The organism is Paludisphaera borealis (assembly GCF_001956985.1).
Lineage (GTDB): Bacteria > Planctomycetota > Planctomycetia > Isosphaerales > Isosphaeraceae > Paludisphaera > Paludisphaera borealis.
This window is the reverse complement of record NZ_CP019082.1, coordinates 841,030-861,667: the sequence shown is the minus strand read 5'-3', so window position 1 is coordinate 861,667 and position 20,638 is coordinate 841,030. Positions and strand designations below refer to the sequence as shown.

The 20,638-nt window shown below is 66.9% G+C and carries 22 protein-coding genes; 17 read left to right on the top strand and 5 right to left on the bottom strand.

What is annotated here, in order from left to right; translation table 11 throughout:
• Positions 1–110 precede the first annotated feature (110 nt).
• Positions 111–2,654, top strand: coding sequence for a sodium-translocating pyrophosphatase (locus BSF38_RS03345; RefSeq protein WP_083712663.1), 2,544 nt, complete (start codon positions 111–113; stop codon positions 2,652–2,654).
• A gap of 128 nt (positions 2,655–2,782) precedes the next feature.
• Here the strand turns inward: BSF38_RS03345 and BSF38_RS03340 are convergent, their stop codons facing one another.
• The 5 genes from BSF38_RS03340 to BSF38_RS03315 form a co-directional block, all read right to left on the bottom strand.
• Positions 2,783–4,729, bottom strand: a complete 1,947-nt coding sequence (locus BSF38_RS03340; RefSeq protein WP_145951954.1) for a hypothetical protein — start codon at positions 4,727–4,729, stop codon at positions 2,783–2,785.
• A gap of 986 nt (positions 4,730–5,715) precedes the next feature.
• A complete protein-coding gene (locus tag BSF38_RS03330; protein WP_145951953.1) occupies positions 5,716–5,901 on the bottom strand; it encodes a hypothetical protein in 186 nt (61 codons plus the stop codon).
• Positions 5,902–5,962: 61 nt separating this feature from the next.
• Positions 5,963–6,313 (bottom strand): XRE family transcriptional regulator, encoded by a 351-nt coding sequence (locus tag BSF38_RS03325; protein WP_076343451.1) that lies wholly within the window; start codon positions 6,311–6,313, stop codon positions 5,963–5,965.
• Between the two features lie 132 nt (positions 6,314–6,445).
• Positions 6,446–7,066 (bottom strand): DJ-1/PfpI family protein, encoded by a 621-nt coding sequence (locus BSF38_RS03320; RefSeq protein ID WP_076343450.1) that lies wholly within the window; start codon positions 7,064–7,066, stop codon positions 6,446–6,448.
• A 180-nt stretch (positions 7,067–7,246) separates the two neighbouring features.
• Positions 7,247–8,260: a sugar phosphate isomerase/epimerase family protein gene (locus tag BSF38_RS03315; protein ID WP_076343449.1), complete on the bottom strand. Its 1,014-nt coding sequence runs from the start codon at positions 8,258–8,260 to the stop codon at positions 7,247–7,249.
• 326 nt (positions 8,261–8,586) lie between these two features.
• On the opposite strand from BSF38_RS03315, the gene BSF38_RS03310 reads away from it, so the two are divergent.
• The 16 genes from BSF38_RS03310 (at position 8,587) to BSF38_RS03235 (ending at position 20,555) form a co-directional block, all read left to right on the top strand.
• Complete coding sequence (locus BSF38_RS03310; RefSeq protein WP_076343448.1) at positions 8,587–9,249, top strand: HAD family hydrolase; 663 nt, start codon at positions 8,587–8,589, stop codon at positions 9,247–9,249.
• Positions 9,246–9,788, top strand: coding sequence for a tetratricopeptide repeat protein (locus BSF38_RS03305; protein ID WP_076343447.1), 543 nt, complete (start codon positions 9,246–9,248; stop codon positions 9,786–9,788). Before BSF38_RS03310 ends, BSF38_RS03305 begins: the two co-directional genes overlap by 4 nt.
• A gap of 339 nt (positions 9,789–10,127) precedes the next feature.
• The gene (locus BSF38_RS03300) at positions 10,128–10,727 is read left to right on the top strand and encodes an RNA polymerase sigma factor sigma-70 region 4 domain-containing protein (protein ID WP_076343446.1); all 600 of its coding nucleotides are present in this window, start codon (positions 10,128–10,130) and stop codon (positions 10,725–10,727) included.
• 60 nt (positions 10,728–10,787) lie between these two features.
• A complete protein-coding gene (locus BSF38_RS03295; protein WP_076343445.1) occupies positions 10,788–11,237 on the top strand; it encodes a hypothetical protein in 450 nt (149 codons plus the stop codon).
• A gap of 63 nt (positions 11,238–11,300) precedes the next feature.
• Entirely contained in the window at positions 11,301–12,203 is a 903-nt protein-coding gene (locus tag BSF38_RS03290; RefSeq protein ID WP_076343444.1) for a hypothetical protein, read from the top strand.
• 230 nt (positions 12,204–12,433) lie between these two features.
• The gene (locus tag BSF38_RS03285) at positions 12,434–12,643 is read left to right on the top strand and encodes a hypothetical protein (protein ID WP_076343443.1); all 210 of its coding nucleotides are present in this window, start codon (positions 12,434–12,436) and stop codon (positions 12,641–12,643) included.
• Positions 12,644–12,734: 91 nt separating this feature from the next.
• Positions 12,735–13,094: a hypothetical protein gene (locus BSF38_RS03280; RefSeq protein WP_076343442.1), complete on the top strand. Its 360-nt coding sequence runs from the start codon at positions 12,735–12,737 to the stop codon at positions 13,092–13,094.
• A complete protein-coding gene (locus tag BSF38_RS03275; RefSeq protein ID WP_076343441.1) occupies positions 13,084–13,431 on the top strand; it encodes a hypothetical protein in 348 nt (115 codons plus the stop codon). The genes BSF38_RS03280 and BSF38_RS03275 overlap by 11 nt, the downstream gene beginning before the upstream one ends.
• Positions 13,432–13,445: 14 nt before the next feature.
• Positions 13,446–13,787, top strand: coding sequence for a hypothetical protein (locus BSF38_RS03270; protein WP_145951952.1), 342 nt, complete (start codon positions 13,446–13,448; stop codon positions 13,785–13,787).
• Positions 13,780–15,333, top strand: a complete 1,554-nt coding sequence (locus BSF38_RS03265) for a hypothetical protein (RefSeq protein ID WP_145951951.1) — start codon at positions 13,780–13,782, stop codon at positions 15,331–15,333. Before BSF38_RS03270 ends, BSF38_RS03265 begins: the two co-directional genes overlap by 8 nt.
• A gap of 49 nt (positions 15,334–15,382) precedes the next feature.
• The gene (locus BSF38_RS03260; RefSeq protein ID WP_145951950.1) at positions 15,383–16,981 is read left to right on the top strand and encodes a hypothetical protein; all 1,599 of its coding nucleotides are present in this window, start codon (positions 15,383–15,385) and stop codon (positions 16,979–16,981) included.
• Positions 16,982–17,055: 74 nt separating this feature from the next.
• Complete coding sequence (locus tag BSF38_RS03255) at positions 17,056–17,727, top strand: hypothetical protein (RefSeq protein ID WP_076343437.1); 672 nt, start codon at positions 17,056–17,058, stop codon at positions 17,725–17,727.
• Positions 17,728–17,824: 97 nt separating this feature from the next.
• Positions 17,825–18,967 (top strand): SU10 major capsid protein, encoded by a 1,143-nt coding sequence (locus BSF38_RS03250; RefSeq protein ID WP_145951949.1) that lies wholly within the window; start codon positions 17,825–17,827, stop codon positions 18,965–18,967.
• Between the two features lie 112 nt (positions 18,968–19,079).
• Positions 19,080–19,364 carry a hypothetical protein gene (locus BSF38_RS03245; RefSeq protein ID WP_076343435.1) on the top strand — a complete coding sequence of 95 codons (285 nt, stop codon included), beginning with the start codon at positions 19,080–19,082 and terminating at the stop codon, positions 19,362–19,364.
• 49 nt (positions 19,365–19,413) lie between these two features.
• Complete coding sequence (locus BSF38_RS03240) at positions 19,414–20,094, top strand: hypothetical protein (RefSeq protein ID WP_076343434.1); 681 nt, start codon at positions 19,414–19,416, stop codon at positions 20,092–20,094.
• Positions 20,095–20,099: 5 nt separating this feature from the next.
• Positions 20,100–20,555, top strand: coding sequence for a hypothetical protein (locus BSF38_RS03235; protein WP_076343433.1), 456 nt, complete (start codon positions 20,100–20,102; stop codon positions 20,553–20,555).
• Positions 20,556–20,638 lie beyond the last annotated feature (83 nt).

The following is a 20,638-nucleotide window of genomic DNA, read 5'->3' as shown; positions in this document are numbered from 1 at the left end:
GCGAAGTCGTCGGCATAATCGTTCCTTCTATTGTCGGCCGGACGAGCCCGACTCTCCGTCAACCGGGCGTCGCCGCCGGAATTCCCTCACTCGGACGTCTGAAAAACACCATGGCGAACACACGACGTTGGATCACCGGGGCGGCCCTGTCGGCCGCCGGCGGGCTGGCGCTCGCGCTACCCACTTCGGCCGTCGCGAACGAGGCGGACTTGGTTCTGCCCGACCTGAGCAGTCGCGTCTACCTCGGCGGCTCCGTCGACGGCTGGACGCTGCTGCTGGGAGGGCTGGTGGTCTGCGCGCTGGGCCTGGCCTTCGGCCTGATCTTCTATCGGCAGTTGGAGAGGCTCCCCGTCCACCGCACGATGCGCGAAGTCAGCGAGCTGATCTACGCCACCTGCAAGACATACTTGCTCGATCAGGGCAAGTTCATCCTTGTGCTCTGGGCGTTCATCGCGGCGGTGATCGTCGCCTACTTCGGCTTTCTGTCGGAGGGTCACGCCGCGGCCGCCGCCGAGGGCGTGCGCGACTTCCCGCGCATCGTGAAAGTGCCCGTGATCCTGGCGTTCAGCCTCCTGGGCATCGCCGGCAGTTATCTGGTCGCCTGGTTCGGCATCCGGATCAACACGTTCGCCAACAGCCGCACGAGCATGGCCAGCCTGAAAGGCCTGCCGTTCCCGTGCTATTCGATCCCGCTGAAGGCCGGGATGTCGATCGGCATGGTCCTGATCAGTGTCGAGCTGCTGATCATGCTCTGCATCCTGCTGTTCGTTCCGAGGGAGTTGGCCGGGCCGTGCTTCATCGGGTTCGCCATCGGCGAGTCGTTGGGCGCGGCGGCCTTGCGGGTGGCGGGCGGCATCTTCACCAAGATCGCCGACATCGGCGCCGACCTGATGAAGATCGTCTTCGGGATCAAGGAGGACGACGCGCGCAACCCCGGCGTCATCGCCGACTGCACGGGCGACAACGCCGGCGACTCGGTCGGCCCGACGGCCGACGGCTTCGAGACCTACGGCGTCACCGGCGTGGCGCTGATCACCTTCATCATGCTGGCCGTCCCCCGACCGGAGGTGCAGGTCGACCTGCTGGTCTGGATCTTCGCGATGCGGGTGCTGATGGTGGTGGTCAGCGGCCTCTCCTACTTCATCAACGAGGCGATCGCCCGGTCGCGGTTCGCCGAGGCTCGGCATTTCGACTTCGAGAAGCCGTTGACGTCGCTCGTCTGGATCACCAGCCTACTGTCGATCGCCGTCACCTACGCGGCCAGCTTCGCCCTGATCCCGAACGTCGGCGGCGACCCCAACCTCTGGTGGGAGCTGGCGACGATCATCACCTGCGGCACGTTCGCCGGGGCGATCGTTCCCGAAGTGACCAAGATCTTCACGTCGACCGGATCGACGCACGTCAAGGAGGTGGTGACGGCCAGTCGCGAAGGGGGCGCGTCGTTGAACGTGCTCTCGGGCCTGACGGCCGGCAACTTCTCGGCCTTCTGGGTCGGCGGCGTCGTGATCAACGGGTTGATGGCGATCGCTTACGCGGTCAGCCTGCTCTTCCCCGGCGATCTGATGCTGGCGCCGGCGGTCTTCGCGTTCGGCCTGGTCGCGTTCGGCTTCCTGGGCATGGGCCCGGTGACGATCGCCGTCGACAGCTACGGCCCGGTCACCGACAACGCGCAGAGCGTCTACGAGCTGTCGCTGATCGAGCAAGAGCCGGACATCGTCGACGAGATCAAGCGCGAGTACGGCTACGAGCCCGACTTCGAACACGCCAAGTTTCTGCTGGAAGAGAACGACGGCGCGGGCAACACGTTCAAGGCCACCGCCAAGCCCGTGCTGATCGGCACGGCCGTGGTGGGGGCCACCACGATGATCTTCTCGATCGTCGTCCAGCTCGCCGGCGGAGTCGACCCGGCCACGGGCCTGCTGACGCTGCTCCCCGAGCAGGTCGAGAAGCTGTCGATCCTCCACCCGCCGTTCCTGCTGGGGATGATCTTCGGAATGTCGGTGATCTACTGGTTCACCGGCGCGAGCACCCAGGCGGTGATCACCGGCGCCTACCGCGCCGTGGCGTTCATCAAGCGGCACATGAACCTCGACGGCTCGTCGAAGGCGAGCGTCGAGGACTCGAAGCGGGTGGTGGCGATCTGCACGCGGTACGCGCAGCTCGGCATGTTCAACATCTTCCTCACGATCTTCTTCACGACGCTGGCGGCGTCGTTCGTGGAGCCGTTCTTCTTCGTTGGCTACCTGATCGGCCTGGCGCTCAGCGGGCTGTTCCAGGCGATCTTCATGGCCAACGCCGGCGGCGCCTGGGACAACGCCAAGAAGATCGTCGAGACCGACCTCCGCGAGAAGGGGACCGAGCTGCACGCGGCCACGGTCGTGGGCGACACCGTCGGCGACCCGTTCAAGGACACCAGCAGCGTGGCCATGAACCCGATCATCAAGTTCGCCACGCTGTTCGGCCTACTCGCCGTGGAGCTGGCGCAGAGCATCCCCACCACCACGCGGATCGTGCTGGCGGCGCTGCTGCTCGGGGCGGCCCTGGTGTTCGTCCACCGCAGCTTCTACGGCATGCGGATCGACGCCAGCCAGTCGGGAGGCTCGTCGGACGACAACGCCGACGAACTGGTCGGCGCGGCCGCCCTGGGCGACTGATACCGTATCACGTGGATCCGTTGCTCTCTCGAAGCGCCGGCAAGTGAATCTCCCGAGGCTCGCGGATTCACTCGCTGGCGCTTCGACGTTCCAGCCGAACGCTATCGCGTGCGACTGCGACCCGCTCGTCAAACGACGGGCGTGAGCGTCACCTTGAACACCCGATTCGAGGCCGTGGTTTGTCCGGCCGGCGTGGTGGTGTTGGGAACGCTCGACACGATCCCTCCGTAGATGTAGCCGAGCGTCGTCGGGCCGCTCAACTGGTCGAGCTTGATCACGCCGTTGGAATACGTGGGGAGGCCCGGCGATTGGAAGTACGCCGCCTCGGCGCCGAGCAGGCCGGGCAATTGGCTCGGCATGATGAATTCCTGGAACGACCCGTCGGCGCTTTTGACGAGCGAGGTCACGTCGTCTACGAACGGGAGTTCGGGATCGGACGTCAACTTCCCCGTGCTGAAGTTGTAGTCGTACAGGCTGATCCCGCCCAGGAAAATGGTGGTCATCGAGCCGTCGCGGCCGTCGAACAGCGGGATGTTCGGCGCAGTGTATTGGGAGAAGAACTGGTCGTATTGCGTGTCGACCCGGGCCGTGCCGCCGGTGCCGATCGTGATCGGATTGAGGTAACCGCCCCCCGCGCGGGTGAAAACGCCGCCGTAGGAGGCGAGCCCCGGACGGCCGTTCGGGAAGACGACGGCGCCGAGGTTGCCGTCGCGACGGCGGAAGTTCACGGGATCGCGCTGGGCCTGGTAATAGGCGATCGACAGCGAACGGCCCTTGTCGACGATCCGGAAGCTGCGGACCTCGTCGGTGTAGACCTGGCTGAGCTCGGCGCCCCCTCCGTTGTAGCCCCCCTGGAAGTCATGGCCGAAGACGAGAAACGTCCGGCCGTTGATCGCGTTCATGTCGCCGCCGGTCACCGCGAGCCGGGGGTCGCTGATCTGCTTCACCTGGGCCGCGACGTCGCCGTTGTTGACCACCGCGTCGATCAGGCCGGAGACGCTGATCGCGGACAGCGTATCGTAGGTGACGAACTGGCCGGTGGAGGAATCGTACGAGTAGCCGCCGACGGTGTAAAGGCGGTCGCCGCTCTGGTAGAACTCCTGGTTCGACGAGGCCAGGGACGCGGTCGCCGACGCGGGCAGCCCGGTCGCGCTCCAGTCCTTCGACCAGACCTGTCCGGTCGCGGGATTGATCACGTAGATGGTGTTGTTCTGATAGATGGGCGGGAAGCTGACGAGTCCGCTCGGGTCGAACGAGTGCATGCCGTTGGTCCGGCCGCCGAAGATGAGCCAGAGCCCGTTCGACTCGGCGTGGACGGCCGCCTGGATCGTCGGCGCGTCCGGCATCGCGACCGCCTGGATCTGGAGCGTATACGGTAGGTTCTGCGGAGTCGCCACGACGGGCGTGGGCGACTGGATCGGCGTCGCCTGCGTCACGAACGAGGCCGGGAGCAAGTTGTCGACCCCGTCGAGCCCCTGGATCGAGGGGATGACCACCTGGCCGTCGCTCCCCTTGGCAGGCCGGATCGAGCCGGTGAGCGTGGTCGAATTCGCCGTCGCGCCGACGATGGTCAACTGGTTGACGTTCCCGTTGAGCCCACGCCAGAGCTCGACGAGCCCGCCGCCCGAGACCGCGACCGTGGCCCGGTTGCCGTTCATGTCGTTGAACGTGAGCCGCTTGCCCGCGGCGACGAGGCCGTAGAAATCGCCGGCGGCCGTGTCGTCGGCGTCGCCGTCGATCGTCGTTCCGCTCGCGTCGGTCAGGCCCGTCGTGGGGTTGCCGTCGACCCAGACGCGGTAGCACTGCCCCGTGGCCAGCGGATGAGCGAGGTTGAGCGTGACCTGTTGCGTGGCGGCGTCGTAGCGAACCGAACGGATCGGGTCGACCGCGCCCGGCTTCGTCACGACCTCGATGTTGCCCGGGGCCAGCGCGTTGACCCGGTAATAGGACGGGTCCACGGCTTGCGTCGGATTCAAGGGCCCGTCGAAGCTGATGACGATCGACGACCGCCCGCGATCGATCGGCTCGACCAGGCCCGTCACCACGGCGCCGTTTCCGTCCGCGAAGGAGAGCAAGATCCGGCTCTCCATCCGTTCCGCCAATGGGCGAAATCGGCTCCGACTTGTTGGCTTCTCCCGACGGCGAGCACGCGACGACTCATGAGCGAGCATACGGCTGAACCCCTTATCGCAAGATTCGACGGCTGACGATTCGTCAGACGAGGAATGGCGCCGCGAATGCGATCAGCCATCCTCCCCGCCACGGGATTCAGTTTAATTCATGCGAACCGGCGCAGTCGACTCATTTTGCCCAAACTTCCTAATTTGGCGCAGCTTGCTCTCGGGCTGCACACGGAGGGAAGGCTTGATCTGAAAATAGCCTTGCGGAGGCCTGCCTCGATACAAGCTCGAAGCGCCAGCGAGTGGATGTTCCCAATGGCCCGACGGAGATTCACTTGCTGGCGCTTCGAGCTTGTATTCGGAGGCCGCCCGCATGACTTCTCGTCAGCTCATTTTCATGAGGCCTGGTGTCCCGACGGCACCATGATGATGTGCTCTGAAAACAACCCGTGGGATGATCAGGGGGCGAAATGGAAGCTCGAAGCGCCAGCGAGTGGATGTTCCCAATGGCCCGACGGAGATTCACTCGCTGGCGCTTCGAGCTTGTATTCGGAGGGTACCCGCGGAACGACCCAGCGTCCATTTTCATGAGGTCGGGTACCCCAAACTGGGGCATGACGATTCGGCGAAGGCCTGGTCGAAGAGGCGGCCGGCGGGGGGGGAAGCACATGTTCTTCTTGATGAACTGGACGGCTTCGGCCGCGCCGAATTCGCGGTCCATGCCGGGGTCTTCCCATTCGACCGACAGGGGGCCCGTGTAGCCGGCCAGGCCGACGGCGCCAGTGGAACCGATTAGCATCTAAATTGCAACGTGTGGTTTCTTATAAGCTTGCGTCGAGCTGTGGGTTTGCGTCTAAATGGAGAATGCGTCTGGGTGGATTTGCATCTGGGTGATTCCGAGCCTATGCACGCCGATGCGGAACGGCGATTTTCACCAGTATTCAGGCCCAATGAGGAACGTACTTCGCGTGCCGCTTTGAGGTGCTGGTGAGGCCGAGTGCAATCTCGCCGGGGCTGATCGCGTCAAAGAAATCCGCGCAAACCTCGTCGGTGTTGATGCAAGAGCGGAGCGAGACGCGGTCGGGCTCGCGCGTCAGATCCCAGAACCAGGTCTCTCGAGTGGCCATCTCAAGCATTCACTCCGCCATTCGGGCGAGTTGGTCGACCTGGCCCCGGTCGGAACGGCCTTCAGCCGGTGGCGAGCGGCTTCCGCTTGGGAGACCTCTTGGGCGGCGGAGCCGATCCGAAGACGTCGGCCGCGTTGCCGCCGAGTGCGAAGAGGCTGCGGAACATCAGGTCCAGCGACACTTCGGCGGCCGCCGACTCGATCTTGGAGACCTTGGGCTGACTCGTGTTGAGAATCTTAGCCGCTTGGGCCTGCGTCGGGTTCCGGGCCAATCGGGCGTTGCGGACCGCCCGGCTGACGGCGAGCCGGATGTCGACAAGGCGGCTTTCCTCTTCGGTAAGTTCCAGAAAGTCCTCGGCGTCTCCGAAGACGTAGCCGGCCGCTTCGAGAGCCGCCTGCTTCTTGGGGTCCATTTTCGCCCGCTCTGCTTCTTGAACGCCAGGCGCCGCGAGTTCCAAAGGCCGGAACCCGCGGTGCTCGAGTCATCGAAAGCCCTCAATTTCGCGCATCACTTCCGCGCAGCGTCATTTAGGTGGTCGCCGAGATTAGACCGCGACGCAATCGTGCTCTGGCAAGTACTGCTGGACCACCGCGCGAGCACGCTCCACGTATTCCTGCTTCTGGCCGACGGGGGCGATGTAATGAACGACGCTTTCCGCGGCGCTCCAGCCCCCGAGGCGAGCGATCACCCACGCCGCGAGATAGTGAGAGGCGAGGCAGCCTCCGGCTGTAGCGACGTTCCCTTGAGCGAAAAACGGCTGTTCCAGGACTTGGATTCCGGCTTCTTCGACCCACGGCTTTGTCTTGGAATCGGTGCACGCCGGGACATTCGCGAGAAGTCCGAGCTTCGCGAGTACGAGCGCCCCGGAGCATTGGGCGCCGATGATCTGGCGCGACGGGTCCAGCCCGAGCTCTCCCATCAGGCCGGAGTCGCGCACCAGGTCTCGCGTGTCCCTTCCACTGCCGACGATGACCGCCTCGGCCTCGCGGGCAAAGCTCAGGGGAGCTTGGGAATGGACGACAACCCCATTCATCGATGTGACCCGTTGGGCGGGACACACGATAAGGGCCTGTAGTTCTGGTCTCTTGACCCGATTGAGCATGGCCGCGGCGACAAACGAATCGAGCTCGTTAAATCCTTCGAATGTAAGCACCGCGATTCGCATACGGCCTCCAAGAGCCAACGACACCGTTCAGCTGCCAGCGGGGCATCGGTTATGTACGTGGTCCAGACACAAACGACGCCCTGATGGTTCGCTGCAAAGGATGGCTTGGCGTTCAGCCGGCGAGCGACGCCCATCCCACGGAACAGGGCGTCGCTCGCTGCAACCCTTGCGAGGCAGTGCTCAGTTCTTCGCCTGGCCTTCGGCGAAGGCCTGGTCGAAGAGGCGGCCGGCGGGGGGGAAGCTCATGTTCGTCTTGATGAACTGGACGGCTTCGGCCGCGCCGAATTCGCGATCCATGCCGGGGTCTTCCCATTCGACCGACAGGGGGCCGGTGTAGCCGATCTCGTTGAGGGCGCGGGCGATGGCCTGGAAGTCGACCTGGCCGCGGCCCGGCGAGCGGAAGTCCCAGCCGCGGCGGGGGTCGCCGAAGTTGATGTGCGAGCCGAGGATGCCCGACTTGCCGTCGAGCGTCCGGGCGGCGTCCTTGACGTGCATGTGGTAGATCCGGTCCGGGAACGCCCGGATGAACGCGACCGGGTCGACGAACTGCCAGATCAGGTGGCTGGGGTCGAAGTTGAACCCGAACTCGGGGCGGCGGCCCACGGCCTCAAGCGCCGCTTCGGCCGAGTAGATGTCGAACGCGATCTCGGTCGGGTGGACCTCCAGGCCGAACTTCAGGCCGAGCTTCTTGAAGACGTCGAGGATCGGGTTGAACCGGTCGGCGAAGTCCTTGTAGCCGGCGGCGATCATGGCGTCGGAGACCGGCGGGAACGAGTACAGCAGGTGCCAGATCGACGACCCGGTGAACCCGTTGACCACCTTCACGCCGAGCTTGGCGGCGGCGTGCGCGGTGTCGATCATCTCCTTCGCCGCGCGGTCCTTGACCCCCTTCGGGTCGCCGTCGCCCCAGACATGGTCGGGCAGGATCAGCTTGTGCCGCTCGTCGATCACGTCGCAAACCGCCTGGCCGACCAGGTGGTTCGAGATCGCCCAGACCTTCAGGCCGTACTTGGCCAGCAGGTCGTGGCGGCCCTGGCAGTACTTGTCGTCCTTGAGCGCCTGCTGGACGTTGAAATGGTCGCCCCAGCACGGCAGCTCGATGCCGTCGTAGCCCCACTTGCTGGCCTTCTCGCAGATCGACTCGATGGGCAGGTCGGCCCACTGGCCGGTGAAAAGCGTCACGGGACGCGACATATTGCAGTCTCCCAAAAGCAAAGGGCGGGGCGAGGACGGAAACAAGAACGGGGCACGAGTGTTGAGCGCGACGAGGACGCAGTTGGGTGGCCTAGGTTCGGCTTCCGAACCCAGGGGGGCAAGCCAAGGCTTTTCCGCACGGGTTCGGAGACCGAACCCGTGGCCCCCACGCGATTCGAGCCGGACAGGGCCGGATGACAACGACCAAGGCCAGATTGCACCGGCGGCCGGCCGTTGTCAACGATTTGACGGGACGGGCGGATATCATGATAATGAAGGATCTTGCTCAGCCCTCGTTTCTCCAGACAACTCGCGTGCGACCCTCCATGCCTCCATCCGCCGTCCTGATCGCTTTCGACGGCGTCCTCGCCGACACCGAGAATTACCACGTGGCCGCCTGGCAGCGGACGCTGGCGAGGCTTGGCTGGGACGTCCCCGACGATGTCGCCGCGCGGTCGGCCGAGATCGACGATTCCCTGTTCGCGGCCGAGATTTTCGCCCATCGCGGGATCGTCCAGGCTGACATCGACGGCTGGGTCCGCCGCAAGCAGGCCTTGACCCTGGAGATGATCCGCTCCGCCCCCCGGCTCTTTCCGGGCGCCGCCGACCTCGTCAAGAGCCTCGCCGGCCACGCCCGGCTGGTGGTGGTCGCCGACTCGCTTCGCGACCACGTCGAGGCGCTGCTGGAGCGATCGGGCCTGGCCGACCGGATCGAGCTGATCGTCGCGGCCGACGACGTCAAGGCGGTCCGGCCCGAGCCCGACGGCCTCCGCCTGGCGATCAAGCGGCTGAAGGTCGCCGCCGGCCACGTCCTGGCCATCGAGGGGACCCCCGCCGGCCTCCGCGCCGCCCGCGCCGCGGGGATTTCGTGCATGGCCGTCGGCCATCGCCGGCCGTTCGGCGAATGGGTCGGCGACGCCCCCTACGTCTCCGGCTTCGAACCCGTCTCCGGCATCCTCGCCCAGCTCGGCTTTTCGAGAGAACCATGAACCAGCCCAACGGACGACACGACCCTTCCGGCCCCGACAAACCCGGCCAGGGCAAGCCCGCCAAGCCGCGACGAGGGAACGTCCGCGACAAAGGCCTCAGCGCGCGCCTGGGGCCGATCGGCCTGCGGCGGATCGACGGCAACGTCTTCGAGCTGATCCATCCGAAATGCGTCGAGGAGACCGAGCTCGACTATCAAGAGGGCCTCGAACTCTGGAAGGCCGGCGACCCCGAAGAGGCCCGCGACGCCCTCCGGTTCGCCCTCGAAGCCTGCCACGACAACCTGTGGGTGCACGTCGCGCTCGGCGACCTGGCCGTCCGCGAGTTCCGCGACCACCGCCTGGCGCGCGGCCACTACGGCTACGCCGTCGAACTCGTCCAGCGCTCCTTGCCCCCCGACTTCAACGGCCGCCTCCCCAAAAACCGCGTCGCCAACCGCCCGTTCCACGACGCCCTCGCCGGCCTGATCGCCGCCCTCCGCGCCACCGACGCCACCGCCGAAGCCGACACGCTCCAGGCCCTGGCCAACCGCATAAGCTGAACCCACATTTCTTCGCGTGCTTATTCCTTCACGCATCGAGAGAAGGATATACGAGCCCGAAGCGCCAGCGAGTGAATCGGCATCCGACCGTAGGAGCCGTTCACTCGCCGGCGCTTCGGGCTTGTTTTTTTGAGAGCGCGTGACGACGCGCACCAAACACATCGCCCCGTCGCGCGATCTTGCGCAGGCCGGAGATTTTTCCAAACCCGCAACGTCTTCCATGCCAACGCCTTGCGACGAATTCCCGTAATCATCGGACCGTTTGCTTTTTCGCAATACCGCTTTATGTAGCATTATCCCCTTAGTTAGTCGATCGATCGATGGCGGGGGATCGAAGCGATGAGCATCATGGGCGGGGCGAAGGCGAAGTCGAAGCTGAGCAAGACCAAGGCGCGGGGCAAGGTCCGCGAGGCGCTCGATCACGAATGGATGCGCAAGCACCGTCAGGGAAAGACGGTTGCGGACATTGCGACGGCCGAGGGGGTGAGCAAGCGGACCGTCCAGCTCGCCCTGGCCCGAGCCCGCGACGCGGAGCAATCGGCCGGTGCGGGATGCGACGACGACGCCAGTTTGCCGATCCGGGATGACGCTTCGGCACCCGCCCCGCGGCAGCCGTGGTGGTTGGAGCTGGTTCCGCTGTTCCCGATCGGGGCGTTCACGCCGACGTCCAAGTGCCCGCACCACGGGCCGATCCGGGCGGGTTCGTTGTTCTGCTGCATGGTCTGCTCGACCTCCGGCATCGACGACCACCCGGCCCTCCAGCTCGATCCGCTGACCGCCCCCCAGCCCGAGCCCGTTCCGACGGCTTCGAAAGCGACGACGAAGTCGCCGGCGGGCTCGCGATCTTCGTCCCCCCTCGACCCGACCGCCGACCGCGAGACGCGAAAAGAGCGTCGGCGGCGTCAATATCGTGCGGTCGCGGGCGAGCAGGGGGCGTAAGGCCGCAAGCCACTGGGAATCGTGCGTCGTATCCTCTTTGTCAATCAGGGTGTTGCAACCATGTCGCTGATCGAAATCCAACGTGCGGCGGCTTCGGCGGTCCAGGCGTTCAAGAAGGCCTCCCCGACGATCGTCCTGATCGCGACCCTGGCCGCGGCGGCCTTCGCGTGGAAAACCCGCGAGGGGGCCAAAGCGCCAGCCGTCGACCCGCTCACGACCATCGGACGAACCTACGTGGCGAGCCTGGGCGACGTCTACGCCGGCGCCTGGATCGAAGGGGCCTCGGCCCTCGAATCGGGCAAGAGCGTCGCCGACGCGCTCGGCGTCGTCGCCGGCTCGTGGCAGGCCGGCCGGGTCGCCCTCTTCGACAAGACCGCGGCGCCGGCGTTCTCCAAGATCGTCGCCGAGAACACGGCCGACGCCGACGTCACGGCCCAGAACAAAACCGCGCTCGCCGCCGCCTGGCGGAGCTTCGCCGCCGGCCTCAAATCCCCCGCAACCGGGAAGTAACCGCCGGCCCGCCCACCCCATCGATCGCATCCGCACAACACGACCCATCCCACGAGGCCCGCGATGAGCGAATCGAACCCACCGTTCTTCACGGCCGGCTGGCTCGGCGCCGACGAAGTTCAACAGACCTTCGCCGCCCAGTACCCGGCGCTCGCCGCCGCCGCCCCCGGCCTGTTCCGAGACGTCCCCGCCGACGGCTCGCCGATCCTGCTTTACAAGGCGTTCAAGGACGTCCTCGGCGATTTCCCCGCCTATCCCGCACAAGAGATCGGCGATTGCGTCGGTTTCGGACACGGGCACGGCGTCGACCTGCTTCAGTGCGTCGAGATCGCGCTCGGGGCGCCCGCGGAGTACCGTGAGACCGACACCGAGTTCATATACGCGTCGTCTCGCGAGGCGGCCGGCATCCTCGGCCGTCAGGACGGGTCGTACGGTTCGGCGGCGGTCACGGCGATGACGTCGATCGGCCTGGTGAGCCGCGACATGCTCGGCGCCGACGGCCCCTACAGCGGCCAGCGCGCCAAGCAGTGGGGCTACAGCGGCGTCCCGCCGGCGATCAAGGCGGAGGCCGCGGCGTTCAAGCTCGGCTCGGCGGCCCGGGTCGGAACCTGGGACGAGCTGACGACGGCGGTCCGCAACGGCTACCCGGTGTCGATCTGTTCCGGCCAGGGTTTCACGCTTCAGCGCGACAAGGACGGCTTCTGCCAGGCGAAGGGGAGCTGGGGCCACTGCATGGTGATCGCCGGGGTCCGGTTCGACCGCCCCGGGGCGTGCATCCTCCAGAGCTGGGGCCCCGACCAGCCGGTGGGGCCGACGGCCCTCGGCCAGCCGAGCTACAGCTTCTGGGCCGACAGGGCGGTCGTCGAGCGGATTCTCGCCCAGGGCGACTCCTGGGCGCTGGCGAAGGCTCCGCAATTCGTCGCCCGGGCCTTGCCGCCGAGCTGGAGCTACCATCAGGCCGCCTGACCGCATCTCGACCCGGTCACGGCCCGGAGCGTACGCCAGCCGCCCCGGACCCCAGCCTCCCTCCCGCCCCCGACGCCGACGCCTCGCCAGCCTCGAAGACCGCCTCACCCTCGCCCTCCTCATCGTCGTCGCCGCCGGCCTCCTCTATTCGGAACAGGTGTGGAACCTCACGCCGTTCTGACCGGCGCAGTCGTGTTGACAATCGTGTTTTCACTCCAAGGCGCATTCTCATGAGCACAGTCGCACTTGTCATTCAGTTTCTCAACGCCTCCAAGCAGTACGCGCCGGTGATTGCGGCGGTGGCTTCGGGGGTCGGGATGATCCTGTCGAAGAACTACAGCGGGGGGATCAACACGATCTTCCAGGCGCTCACGCTGGTCTTCAGCGGCGCCACCGTGGTGAGTCTTCAGAACGCGGTCGCGAAGTCGAGCCCGAAGTGACGCGGACCGGCGACGCGGTTCCGACGCGTCGCCGGCTCAGTCGGTTCGATCAAGGAATGGACACTCAACACGGGAACGGACGTTGAACGCCATGAGCTACATCCCCGACGTCTCCCGGACGCTCACGCTGACCGGAGGAATCTTGGCCGCGGGCGCGGTGGTGGTCGCCGAGACGGTCTCGACCGATCCGACGATGGGCGCCGGATCGTTCCTTCTGGGGGGCGCCGGGCTGGTCGCCGCGCTATCGGCGTTCACCAAGGATTTCTGGCTCGACCGCCAGAAGCAGCGCGATCACGAGCTGGACAAGCTGCGGCTTCAGAGCCGGAACGACAAGTCGATCCAGGCGATCGAAGCCCTGCTCGCCTGGACGAAAGCGGCCCGCGCGGCGGTTTCGACCCTGCCCCCCGTACCGGAAATCAGCCTACAGGCGGACGACGACCATGACGTTTAGACATCTGGCGACAACCTACTGCGCCTGGGTCTGGCACCAGTGGAGCCGGCTCTCGGCCTTCTTCTTTACAACCTGCGTCGTCGTGGCGCTCACCATTGGGCTGGCCCAGACGACGCGACAGTACAACCTTCTGTATTCACGCGTGCAAGCGTCGTTTCATCGACAGGAGCAAGCCGGACGACTCCAGTCGGCGCGGTCGCCCGACATCGCCGGAGACCGGGTCGAAGCCCGCAGGCAGGCCGAAGTCGTTCAGTTGCTGGAACGGATTCTGGCCCGGCTCCCCGAAGGCCAGGCGACGTCGGTCTCGACTCCCGGTCCGCTCTCCTCCTCCCATTGAACGAGGCCGCGAACATGGGCCATTCCACTCGCAAGCCGCCGACCGGCGACGCCGAGCCGGCGCCCCTCGACGACGGCCTCGGCTCCGACGCCCAGGTCGGTCTCGACGACCGGCTCCGCGCGTTCGTGATCCGGTCGAGCGACGACCCGGGTCGATCGTGGGCCGAGCGCATCCTCTCCTCGCTCGTGGCCGGGGCCGTCCGCGGCGACGTCCGGTCGCAGCACGAGGTGTTCCGACGAATCGGCGGGCCGCCGGCATCGCATCGAGCCGTCGAGACGTTTTCCATCGACGACGCGACCGCCCGCAAGGTACTGGAGGCCGTTCGTGGACCTGTCAAGGATCGCTCCGTTGCTTAATGCCGTCCGCGGCCGACGCCCCCAAGGGCGAGGCGAATTAAGCGACTGGGTTCGCGGGTTCACCGGCATCCGCATCCCGTCGCGGGCCGTCTGTCAGGGGCACTCGTCCCCATTCGACATGTTCGCCCGCCAGGTGCTCGACCGCCCCTCGCTGGCGCTCTGGCACGGACCGCGCGGCAGCGGCAAGTCGTTCCTCTCGGCCCTCGACACCCACCTGAACAGCCGGTTCAACCCCCGGCACGAGACCCACATCCTGGGGGGCTCGAAGGCTCAGTCCGAACAGATCTACCGGGCGCTCAAGGCGCTCGTGATCGAGGGCAGGGGGGTTTACGGCGGCGACGACGACACGCTCGACCGCCTGCTGAAAACCGAGGCGCTTTACACCAACGGCTCGCGGGTCTCGATTCTCGCCGCCAGCCCCACGAGCGTCCGCGGCCCGCACGTCGCCAGCTTGAAGCTCGACGAGGTCGACGAGATCGCCACCGACATCCGCGAAGCGGCGCTCGGCATGGCGATGGACCTGCGCGGCGTTAAGGCGAGCGTCCTCATGACCTCGACCTGGCACAAGCTGACCGGCCCTATGGCCGAATTGGTCGAACAAGGACGCTCCGGTGCGTTTCCCGTGCACACGTACTGCGTCTTTGAAGTCCTTGAGCGTTGCCCGACGTCGCGGAGCGGCCGGAAGCTGGAAAAATGCCCCGAATGCCCGTTGATGGCCTGGTGCCATGAAGACCGCCACCTCGACCCGAAGCTTCGGCCGAAGGCGAAACGCAGCAACGGTCACTATGGTATTGAAACCTTGATCCAGAAGGTCAAGGGGGTGTCGGCCCGGGTCTTCGCCAGCGACTACCTGTGTCGCGGCCCGCAGGCCGAGGGCGTCTGGTTCACTCAGTTCGACCTGGCCGACAACGTGTGCGAGGCGGCCGAGTTCGACCCGGCGTTGCCGGTTCATATCGCGGTCGACAGCGGCGTTTTCACGGGCGCCGTGTTCTTCCAGGTGAACCCGGGCTCGCAATGGGCGACGGTTCGCGAACCGCTGCGGGTGAACGTGTTCGCCGAGTTCCTGGCCGAGGGGCGAACGGCCGAGGCCTGCGCCCTGGCCCTGCGTGCTCTGGCCGATCAGATGTGCGGGATCGCCACGCGGTACGTCTCGACCGACTCGGCCGGCGGCGCCCGCAACCCGGTCGGCCCCACGGTCATCTCCGAATACCAGCGATGCGGCCTCGTCGGCGAGACGGGCATCCAGCAGTGGCCGAAGTATCCCGGATGCGTGACCGAGGGCCTGGTCCTGATCGAGAGCCTGGTGCGATCGGCCGACGGCACGGTCCGCCTCAAGATCCACCCACGTTGCAAGCACCTCGCCAGCGCCTTCCTCAGCTACGCCCGGGCTCGACGCGCGGGCCAGTGGATGGACTATCCCGCCGACCCGCAACACCCGCAGGAAGACCTGATCGACGCCCTCCGCGGCGGCCTCCGCGTCGCCTTGCCCGATGGCGCCAGCCCCGCCGAACCCCTCCGCCGCGCCAAGGCGGGGCGGGTGTTCTGAGCGTCCGTATCACGACATGATTCCTTCCTCATCGAGCACGAAGACTACCATGCCATTTTCGACCACGACAGGCGCGTTGGTTCCTTCGTCGCCGGCGGCGGGCATGCCGCGGATCGCGCTGCCGGACGGCCGCCGGCTCGACCATCCTCACCCCGAGTGGCTTTCGCACCAGCTTCGGTGGCGATGGCTGCTCGATTCGTGGGAGGGGGGCGAGGCGTACCGCACGGCCGTTTACGGTTACGACATGCACGGCATGCCGGTGCGGAATCTCGTGCGGCACAAGCGCGAGTATCCGTCGTCGTTCGACCCCGGTTATTCGCCCCAGACGGGACGGCCGGCGGGGTCCGACCAGGCAAACCAGGCGACCGACGACGACTACGAGCTGCGGCGGGCGCGCACGCCTGTGCCGACGTTCGTCGCCGAGGCCGCCGAGACGCACCTCGCCCGGATTTACAGCCGCGAGGTCAAGCGCGAGGGCCCGTCGAAGCTGGTCGCCTGGTGGCGCGACGTCGACGGCCGGGGCACATCGATCGACCAGTGGATGGCCAGCTCGATCGCGCCGTTGCTGCTGGTCCTCGGTCAGCTCGACCTGATCGTCGACCACCCGGCGACGCCCGACGGCGAGGAGATCCGCACGCGGGCCGACGAGATCCGGTTGGGGCTCGACGGTTGCGTCGCCTCGTACATCCTCCCCGAAAACATGGTGTGGTGGCGGCTCGACCGCCTCGGCCGCTACGTCGAGTGCCTCGTCCGTGAAGTCACCGACGACGGATCGGCCCTCTGGCGGTTCTGGGACGAGTCGTCGTGGACGCTTTACGACGGCTCGGGCGAGGTCGTCAAGGGCCCGATCGCCCACAGTTACGGCCGCGTGCCGATCGTCCGCGTCTTCGACCGCCGCCGGCCGCGTTGCCGCAATATCGGCGTGCCCAGATATGAAAGCATCGCCGAAATTCAACGCGAGTATTACAACCGGGACAGCGAGTTGATCCTGTCCGACACGACGCAGGCGCACCCGCTGCTGCAAGGTCCGGAAGACTTCGTCAAGGCCGACGGCACGGTGCCGATCGGTCCCAACTGGCTCCTGCCCAAGAAGAAGAATACACACGGCGGCGCGGCGACGTACGAGGGGTTCGACGTGGTGCCGTTCCCGAAGGACGGGGCCGAGTCGATCCGCTTGAACAAGGCCGACCTCCGCGACGCCGCCGACCGCGCCGCCTTGCTGACAAAGCCCGCCGGCGCTTCGGGAACGGGGGGATCGACGGTCGGCCAGAGCGGCGTGTCGAAGCGAATCGACCAGGCGGCGGGCAACGACCTGCTGAGCAAGATCGCCGCGGTGCTCGGCCACGCCGAGAAGCAGCTCGCCGAGCTGGTCCTGACGGTCCTCGGCGACGGCGCGGTTTCGACCGATGACCGCGAGGCCGTCCGCGTGCAGTATCCCACCGCGTTCGACCTGTCGACCGGCGAGGAGCTGGCCCGGACCGTCGGCCAGTTCCAGGCGATCCTCGCCGCGGCCGGCAACGCCCCCGAGACCGAGAGTGAGCTGCTGAGCCGGCTGATCCGGCTGATGCTCCCCGGTCTGGACGATCAGGATTACACCCGGTTCGACGCCGAGATCGACGCCTACCTCGAAGTCGAATCGAACGAGTAAGGATGAGGCCGGCTCGCGCGACGGGCATCGTCCCGAGCAAGAGCTATCGACATGTCCTTGAGTGAGGATCATCCGTGAACGACCCAATCGACGGCCATCCGAACACGAGTCCCCCGACGGCCCCGGGCCCGGCGGCGCTGACGGCCGAGGAGCAGCAGCGGCTGCGGACCTTGGAGAGTCAGTTGAAGGAATACCAGCGGTTGCAGGAGGCGACGCTGGAGCAGAAGGAGTCCGAGCGGCTGCGGGCCCTGGCGGAGAAGGGGCAGATCGAAGAGGCCCTGAGCCAGCAGCGGCAGGCGTGGGAGCAGAAGCACGCCGAGGCGCTGTCGCGGTATTCCAGCCTGGAGCGGCAGGTTTACGAGGAGCGGAAGACGGCGGCGATCGCCGAGGCGTTCCACGGCCGGTCGTTCGTCGGCGACTCGCCCGAGCAGAAGACGGCCGCCGCCGCGATGGTCCGCCGACTGCTTCAGGACGAGTTCGAGACGGTCCGCGACGCCTCGGGCGCGCTTCTGGTCCGCGACAAGGTCAGCGGTCGCCCGGCGGCCGAGGCGATCCGGGAGCGGCTCGATTCGGCGCAGTTCGCGATCTTCTTCGCTCCGTCCTCGCGAGGAGGTTCCGGCAGCGACGGCACCCGCGCGCCCGCCCTGCCGCACTCGGTCCAGCCGGGCTCGCTGGAGTCCATCGCCAGTCAGTTCAGGGATCGCCAGAACCAGTACCAGTCGTTCGGCCTGCACCCGCTGAGCTGATCGCAACACCCGAGCCCCCCCGTCGTGCGGCCCCTGTCGCGATGTGCCGCGACCGCCGCCTCCCGCATCACTTCCTCACCGACCGGAGCATGCTTCCATGCCTTCCTACGAAAACGGCCCCTTGTCGCAGTTCTCCGCCTTCAACGCCGGGGTCCTTCCGAACGACGTGTTCGGCGTGGCGATCAACTGGTTCGTGAACCGCAACCCGCTGGTCTCGCGGCTGCCGAAGCTGCCCACCGGCGCTCCGCAGTTCTTGATCACTAACGACAACTACCGGCCGCGATCGATCGCCCTGGCCAACGGCGGCCCCCTCACCGCCGCGGCGACCACGGCGATCGTCGCCGACGCATCGATCTTCGACACCGGCGACGTCGTCCAGATCGAGCAGGAGTATCTGCTGATCACGGCCGTCAGCAGCGCCACGAACACGGTGACGCTGACTCGCGGCTACGCCGGCACCACGGCCGCCGCCCACAACGACTTGCTTTCAGTCTACCTGATCAGCAACTCGCGGACGGGCTCCGAGACGAACATCGCCAGCGTCAGCCGGATTCCCCAGGCGACCACCCAGTACTGCCAGACCGTGCAGCACGCCTACCAGGTCGGCGGTGCGTTGCAGGCTGACTCGAACTACGGCAGCGCCTACGCTACGCCGCTCGACCGCGACCGGATGCTGGCCGTCCAGCATGTGATGGACGACTTCGAGAGCGCCTGTTACTACGGCAAGGGGGTCGGCTTGACCTCCGCCTCCAGCCGGCCGCTGATGAAGGGCGTGCAGAGCATTCTGGCGACCAACAACACGACCGCCCCGACGAACGCCGCGGCCTACAAGCCCAGCGACCTCATCCGCGACACGCTTCAGGCTTGCTTCAACGGCGGCGGCAACCCCAGCCTGCTGGTCGTCAGCACCGACTTCCTCAGCGCGTTCGCCGTGTGGGGCCACGCGGCCATGCGGATCAACGCCGGGTCGAATGTGTTCGGCGTGCCGATCGACCTGTTCGAGGCGCCGTTCCTTTCGGGCATTTCGATCATCCCCGCCCCGCTGCTGCGGCCGGGCACCGCGATCTGCCTGTCGGCTCACGAGGCCCGCGTCCGGCTCAAGCGGTCGATGATCGACAAGCCCCGCGGCTCGCGCGGCGACGCCTTCGAGGGCGACATCATCATGGAAGGCGCCATCGAGATCGACAACGAGGCGCACCACGCGTGGGTCTCGGGCATCACCGCCTTCTCCGCGACCTGATCGTTCCGGATTCCCGATCCCTTCCGCCTCCTCCCGCCCCGGGGTCCGTCCGCCGCGCGTCGCCGCGAGCGGGCGGACCCTCGCCCCTCGACCGATCAGGACTATCACAACCATGTATACGTTCCCCGGTCTCTGGCCGTTCATCGAGCGCGCCGCCGAGGGCCGAACGCTGTACCAGCTCGGCCGGGCTCGCGAACTGTGGCACTCGAAGCAGGTTCAAGACGCGCTCGGCCAGCTCCCCCGGCTCGACCCCGAGAGCCGCAAGGCGCTGCTCGCCCACGTCGTCCAGGTGCGCGATTCGCTGGCGGCGGTCGTCGAGGGCGTCGACCTGGCGATCGCCGAGGCCGCCAAGGCCACGGACACGCCGCTGGAACCACGCCGCAAGCGCGACCGCTGAGCCGAACGCATCCATTTCCGCTTCCGCCACCCTCCTCCACGAGTCTTCCATGAGCGAGCCAGACAGCCTCTCGACGGTTTACGCCAGCGACGAGAACGTCGCGGTGCGGAGCAGCGGCGACTTCCCGGTTCTCGCGCCCGACTGGCAGAAAGCGGCGTACGGGGTCGACGGCGCGTTTGCGCCGGGGGCCCCCTGGACGCTGACCTCGGCCACGGTGGATTTCGAGGCGGCGGGAGTTCGGAGCGGTCACGTCGTTTCGCTCCGCAAGCCGGCCTCGGCGTTCAAGGGGGCGGGCGAGCTGCTGGCCGTCGAATCGGCCTCGGGCGCCGCGCTTTCGCTCCGACGGATCGGCGCGAAGGCCGGTGCCGGGGCGCCCCCCGCCCCCGCCTCGGGCCTGACCGGGGTCGAATTCCTGATCGCCACCCTCGACCCCCAGATCGAGGAAGCGAGCTTTGATTTGAACCGGCGGTTCAACATCGATCCCAACATCGCCGGCCGGACGCCCGCCGATCTGTACGACCTCCGCGACCTTCGCCAGGCGTGCGTGCTGAGCGTGCTCGTCCGCCGATACGCCGCCGAAACTCGCGGCGACCAGGGCGACTTCGCCCTCAAGCTTCAGCAGGTCCAGAGCGAGCTTTCCGAGACCTTGGCGCGGCTCGAGCTTCGCTGGGGCGCGAGCGGCTCCGACGGGCAATCGACTTCTTTCTTCTCGACCCGCATTGTGAGGTGAATCCCATGCCTTTCCTGGTTCCCCGCGAAGGCGACGTTCAATTACTCGTCGATCTGCTGGGCGGCGGTCCGCTCGAGGACTGGTCGCTCGGTTTATACAACACCGCGATCACCCCCACCGAGACCGACACGGCGGCGACCTACACAGCCCACGAGGCGGCCTTCGCCGGCTACGGGCGGAAGACGCTCAGTCGGACGGTGTCGCCGGCCACCTGGAACACCCCGGTCTCGCAGGCCCCGTCGGGCTCGCCCGCCTGGTCGGGCCGCACCCAGGTCGGCCACGCGCAGTACGGTTCGGCCCCGCAAAGCTGGACATGTTCGGGCGCGGGCGACTCCGTGTTCGGCTACTTCATCGTCGGGGCGACCAGCGGCAAGTTGATCTGCGCCGAGCTGTTCGCAACCCCCCGGACGCTCGCCAACGGCGATTCGCTGTCGATGACCCCCGTCTTCGAGGCCGCCTGACCACGACGTCGTTCCGCATCCGGCGCGGCTTGCGGGCCGCGGCCGACGTACCCGTACCGCGACGGCCGCGGTCCGACGATCCA

Bases quoted from the DNA above. Each gene is read 5' to 3' on its own strand.
- BSF38_RS03245 (WP_076343435.1), top strand. From the start codon at position 19,080: ATGTATACGTTCCCCGGTCTCTGGCCGTTCATCGAGCGCGCCGCCGAG.
- BSF38_RS03260 (WP_145951950.1), top strand. From the start codon at position 15,383: ATGCCATTTTCGACCACGACAGGCGCGTTGGTTCCTTCGTCGCCGGCG.
- BSF38_RS03345 (WP_083712663.1), top strand. From the start codon at position 111: ATGGCGAACACACGACGTTGGATCACCGGGGCGGCCCTGTCGGCCGCC.
- BSF38_RS03250 (WP_145951949.1), top strand. From the start codon at position 17,825: ATGCCTTCCTACGAAAACGGCCCCTTGTCGCAGTTCTCCGCCTTCAAC.
- BSF38_RS03325 (WP_076343451.1), bottom strand. From the start codon at position 6,313: ATGGACCCCAAGAAGCAGGCGGCTCTCGAAGCGGCCGGCTACGTCTTC.
- BSF38_RS03235 (WP_076343433.1), top strand. From the start codon at position 20,100: ATGCCTTTCCTGGTTCCCCGCGAAGGCGACGTTCAATTACTCGTCGAT.
- BSF38_RS03240 (WP_076343434.1), top strand. From the start codon at position 19,414: ATGAGCGAGCCAGACAGCCTCTCGACGGTTTACGCCAGCGACGAGAAC.
- BSF38_RS03305 (WP_076343447.1), top strand. From the start codon at position 9,246: ATGAACCAGCCCAACGGACGACACGACCCTTCCGGCCCCGACAAACCC.
- BSF38_RS03310 (WP_076343448.1), top strand. From the start codon at position 8,587: ATGCCTCCATCCGCCGTCCTGATCGCTTTCGACGGCGTCCTCGCCGAC.
- BSF38_RS03280 (WP_076343442.1), top strand. From the start codon at position 12,735: ATGAGCTACATCCCCGACGTCTCCCGGACGCTCACGCTGACCGGAGGA.
- BSF38_RS03290 (WP_076343444.1), top strand. From the start codon at position 11,301: ATGAGCGAATCGAACCCACCGTTCTTCACGGCCGGCTGGCTCGGCGCC.
- BSF38_RS03270 (WP_145951952.1), top strand. From the start codon at position 13,446: ATGGGCCATTCCACTCGCAAGCCGCCGACCGGCGACGCCGAGCCGGCG.
- BSF38_RS03300 (WP_076343446.1), top strand. From the start codon at position 10,128: ATGAGCATCATGGGCGGGGCGAAGGCGAAGTCGAAGCTGAGCAAGACC.
- BSF38_RS03330 (WP_145951953.1), bottom strand. From the start codon at position 5,901: ATGGCCACTCGAGAGACCTGGTTCTGGGATCTGACGCGCGAGCCCGAC.
- BSF38_RS03285 (WP_076343443.1), top strand. From the start codon at position 12,434: ATGAGCACAGTCGCACTTGTCATTCAGTTTCTCAACGCCTCCAAGCAG.
- BSF38_RS03320 (WP_076343450.1), bottom strand. From the start codon at position 7,066: ATGCGAATCGCGGTGCTTACATTCGAAGGATTTAACGAGCTCGATTCG.
- BSF38_RS03275 (WP_076343441.1), top strand. From the start codon at position 13,084: ATGACGTTTAGACATCTGGCGACAACCTACTGCGCCTGGGTCTGGCAC.
- BSF38_RS03315 (WP_076343449.1), bottom strand. From the start codon at position 8,260: ATGTCGCGTCCCGTGACGCTTTTCACCGGCCAGTGGGCCGACCTGCCC.
- BSF38_RS03295 (WP_076343445.1), top strand. From the start codon at position 10,788: ATGTCGCTGATCGAAATCCAACGTGCGGCGGCTTCGGCGGTCCAGGCG.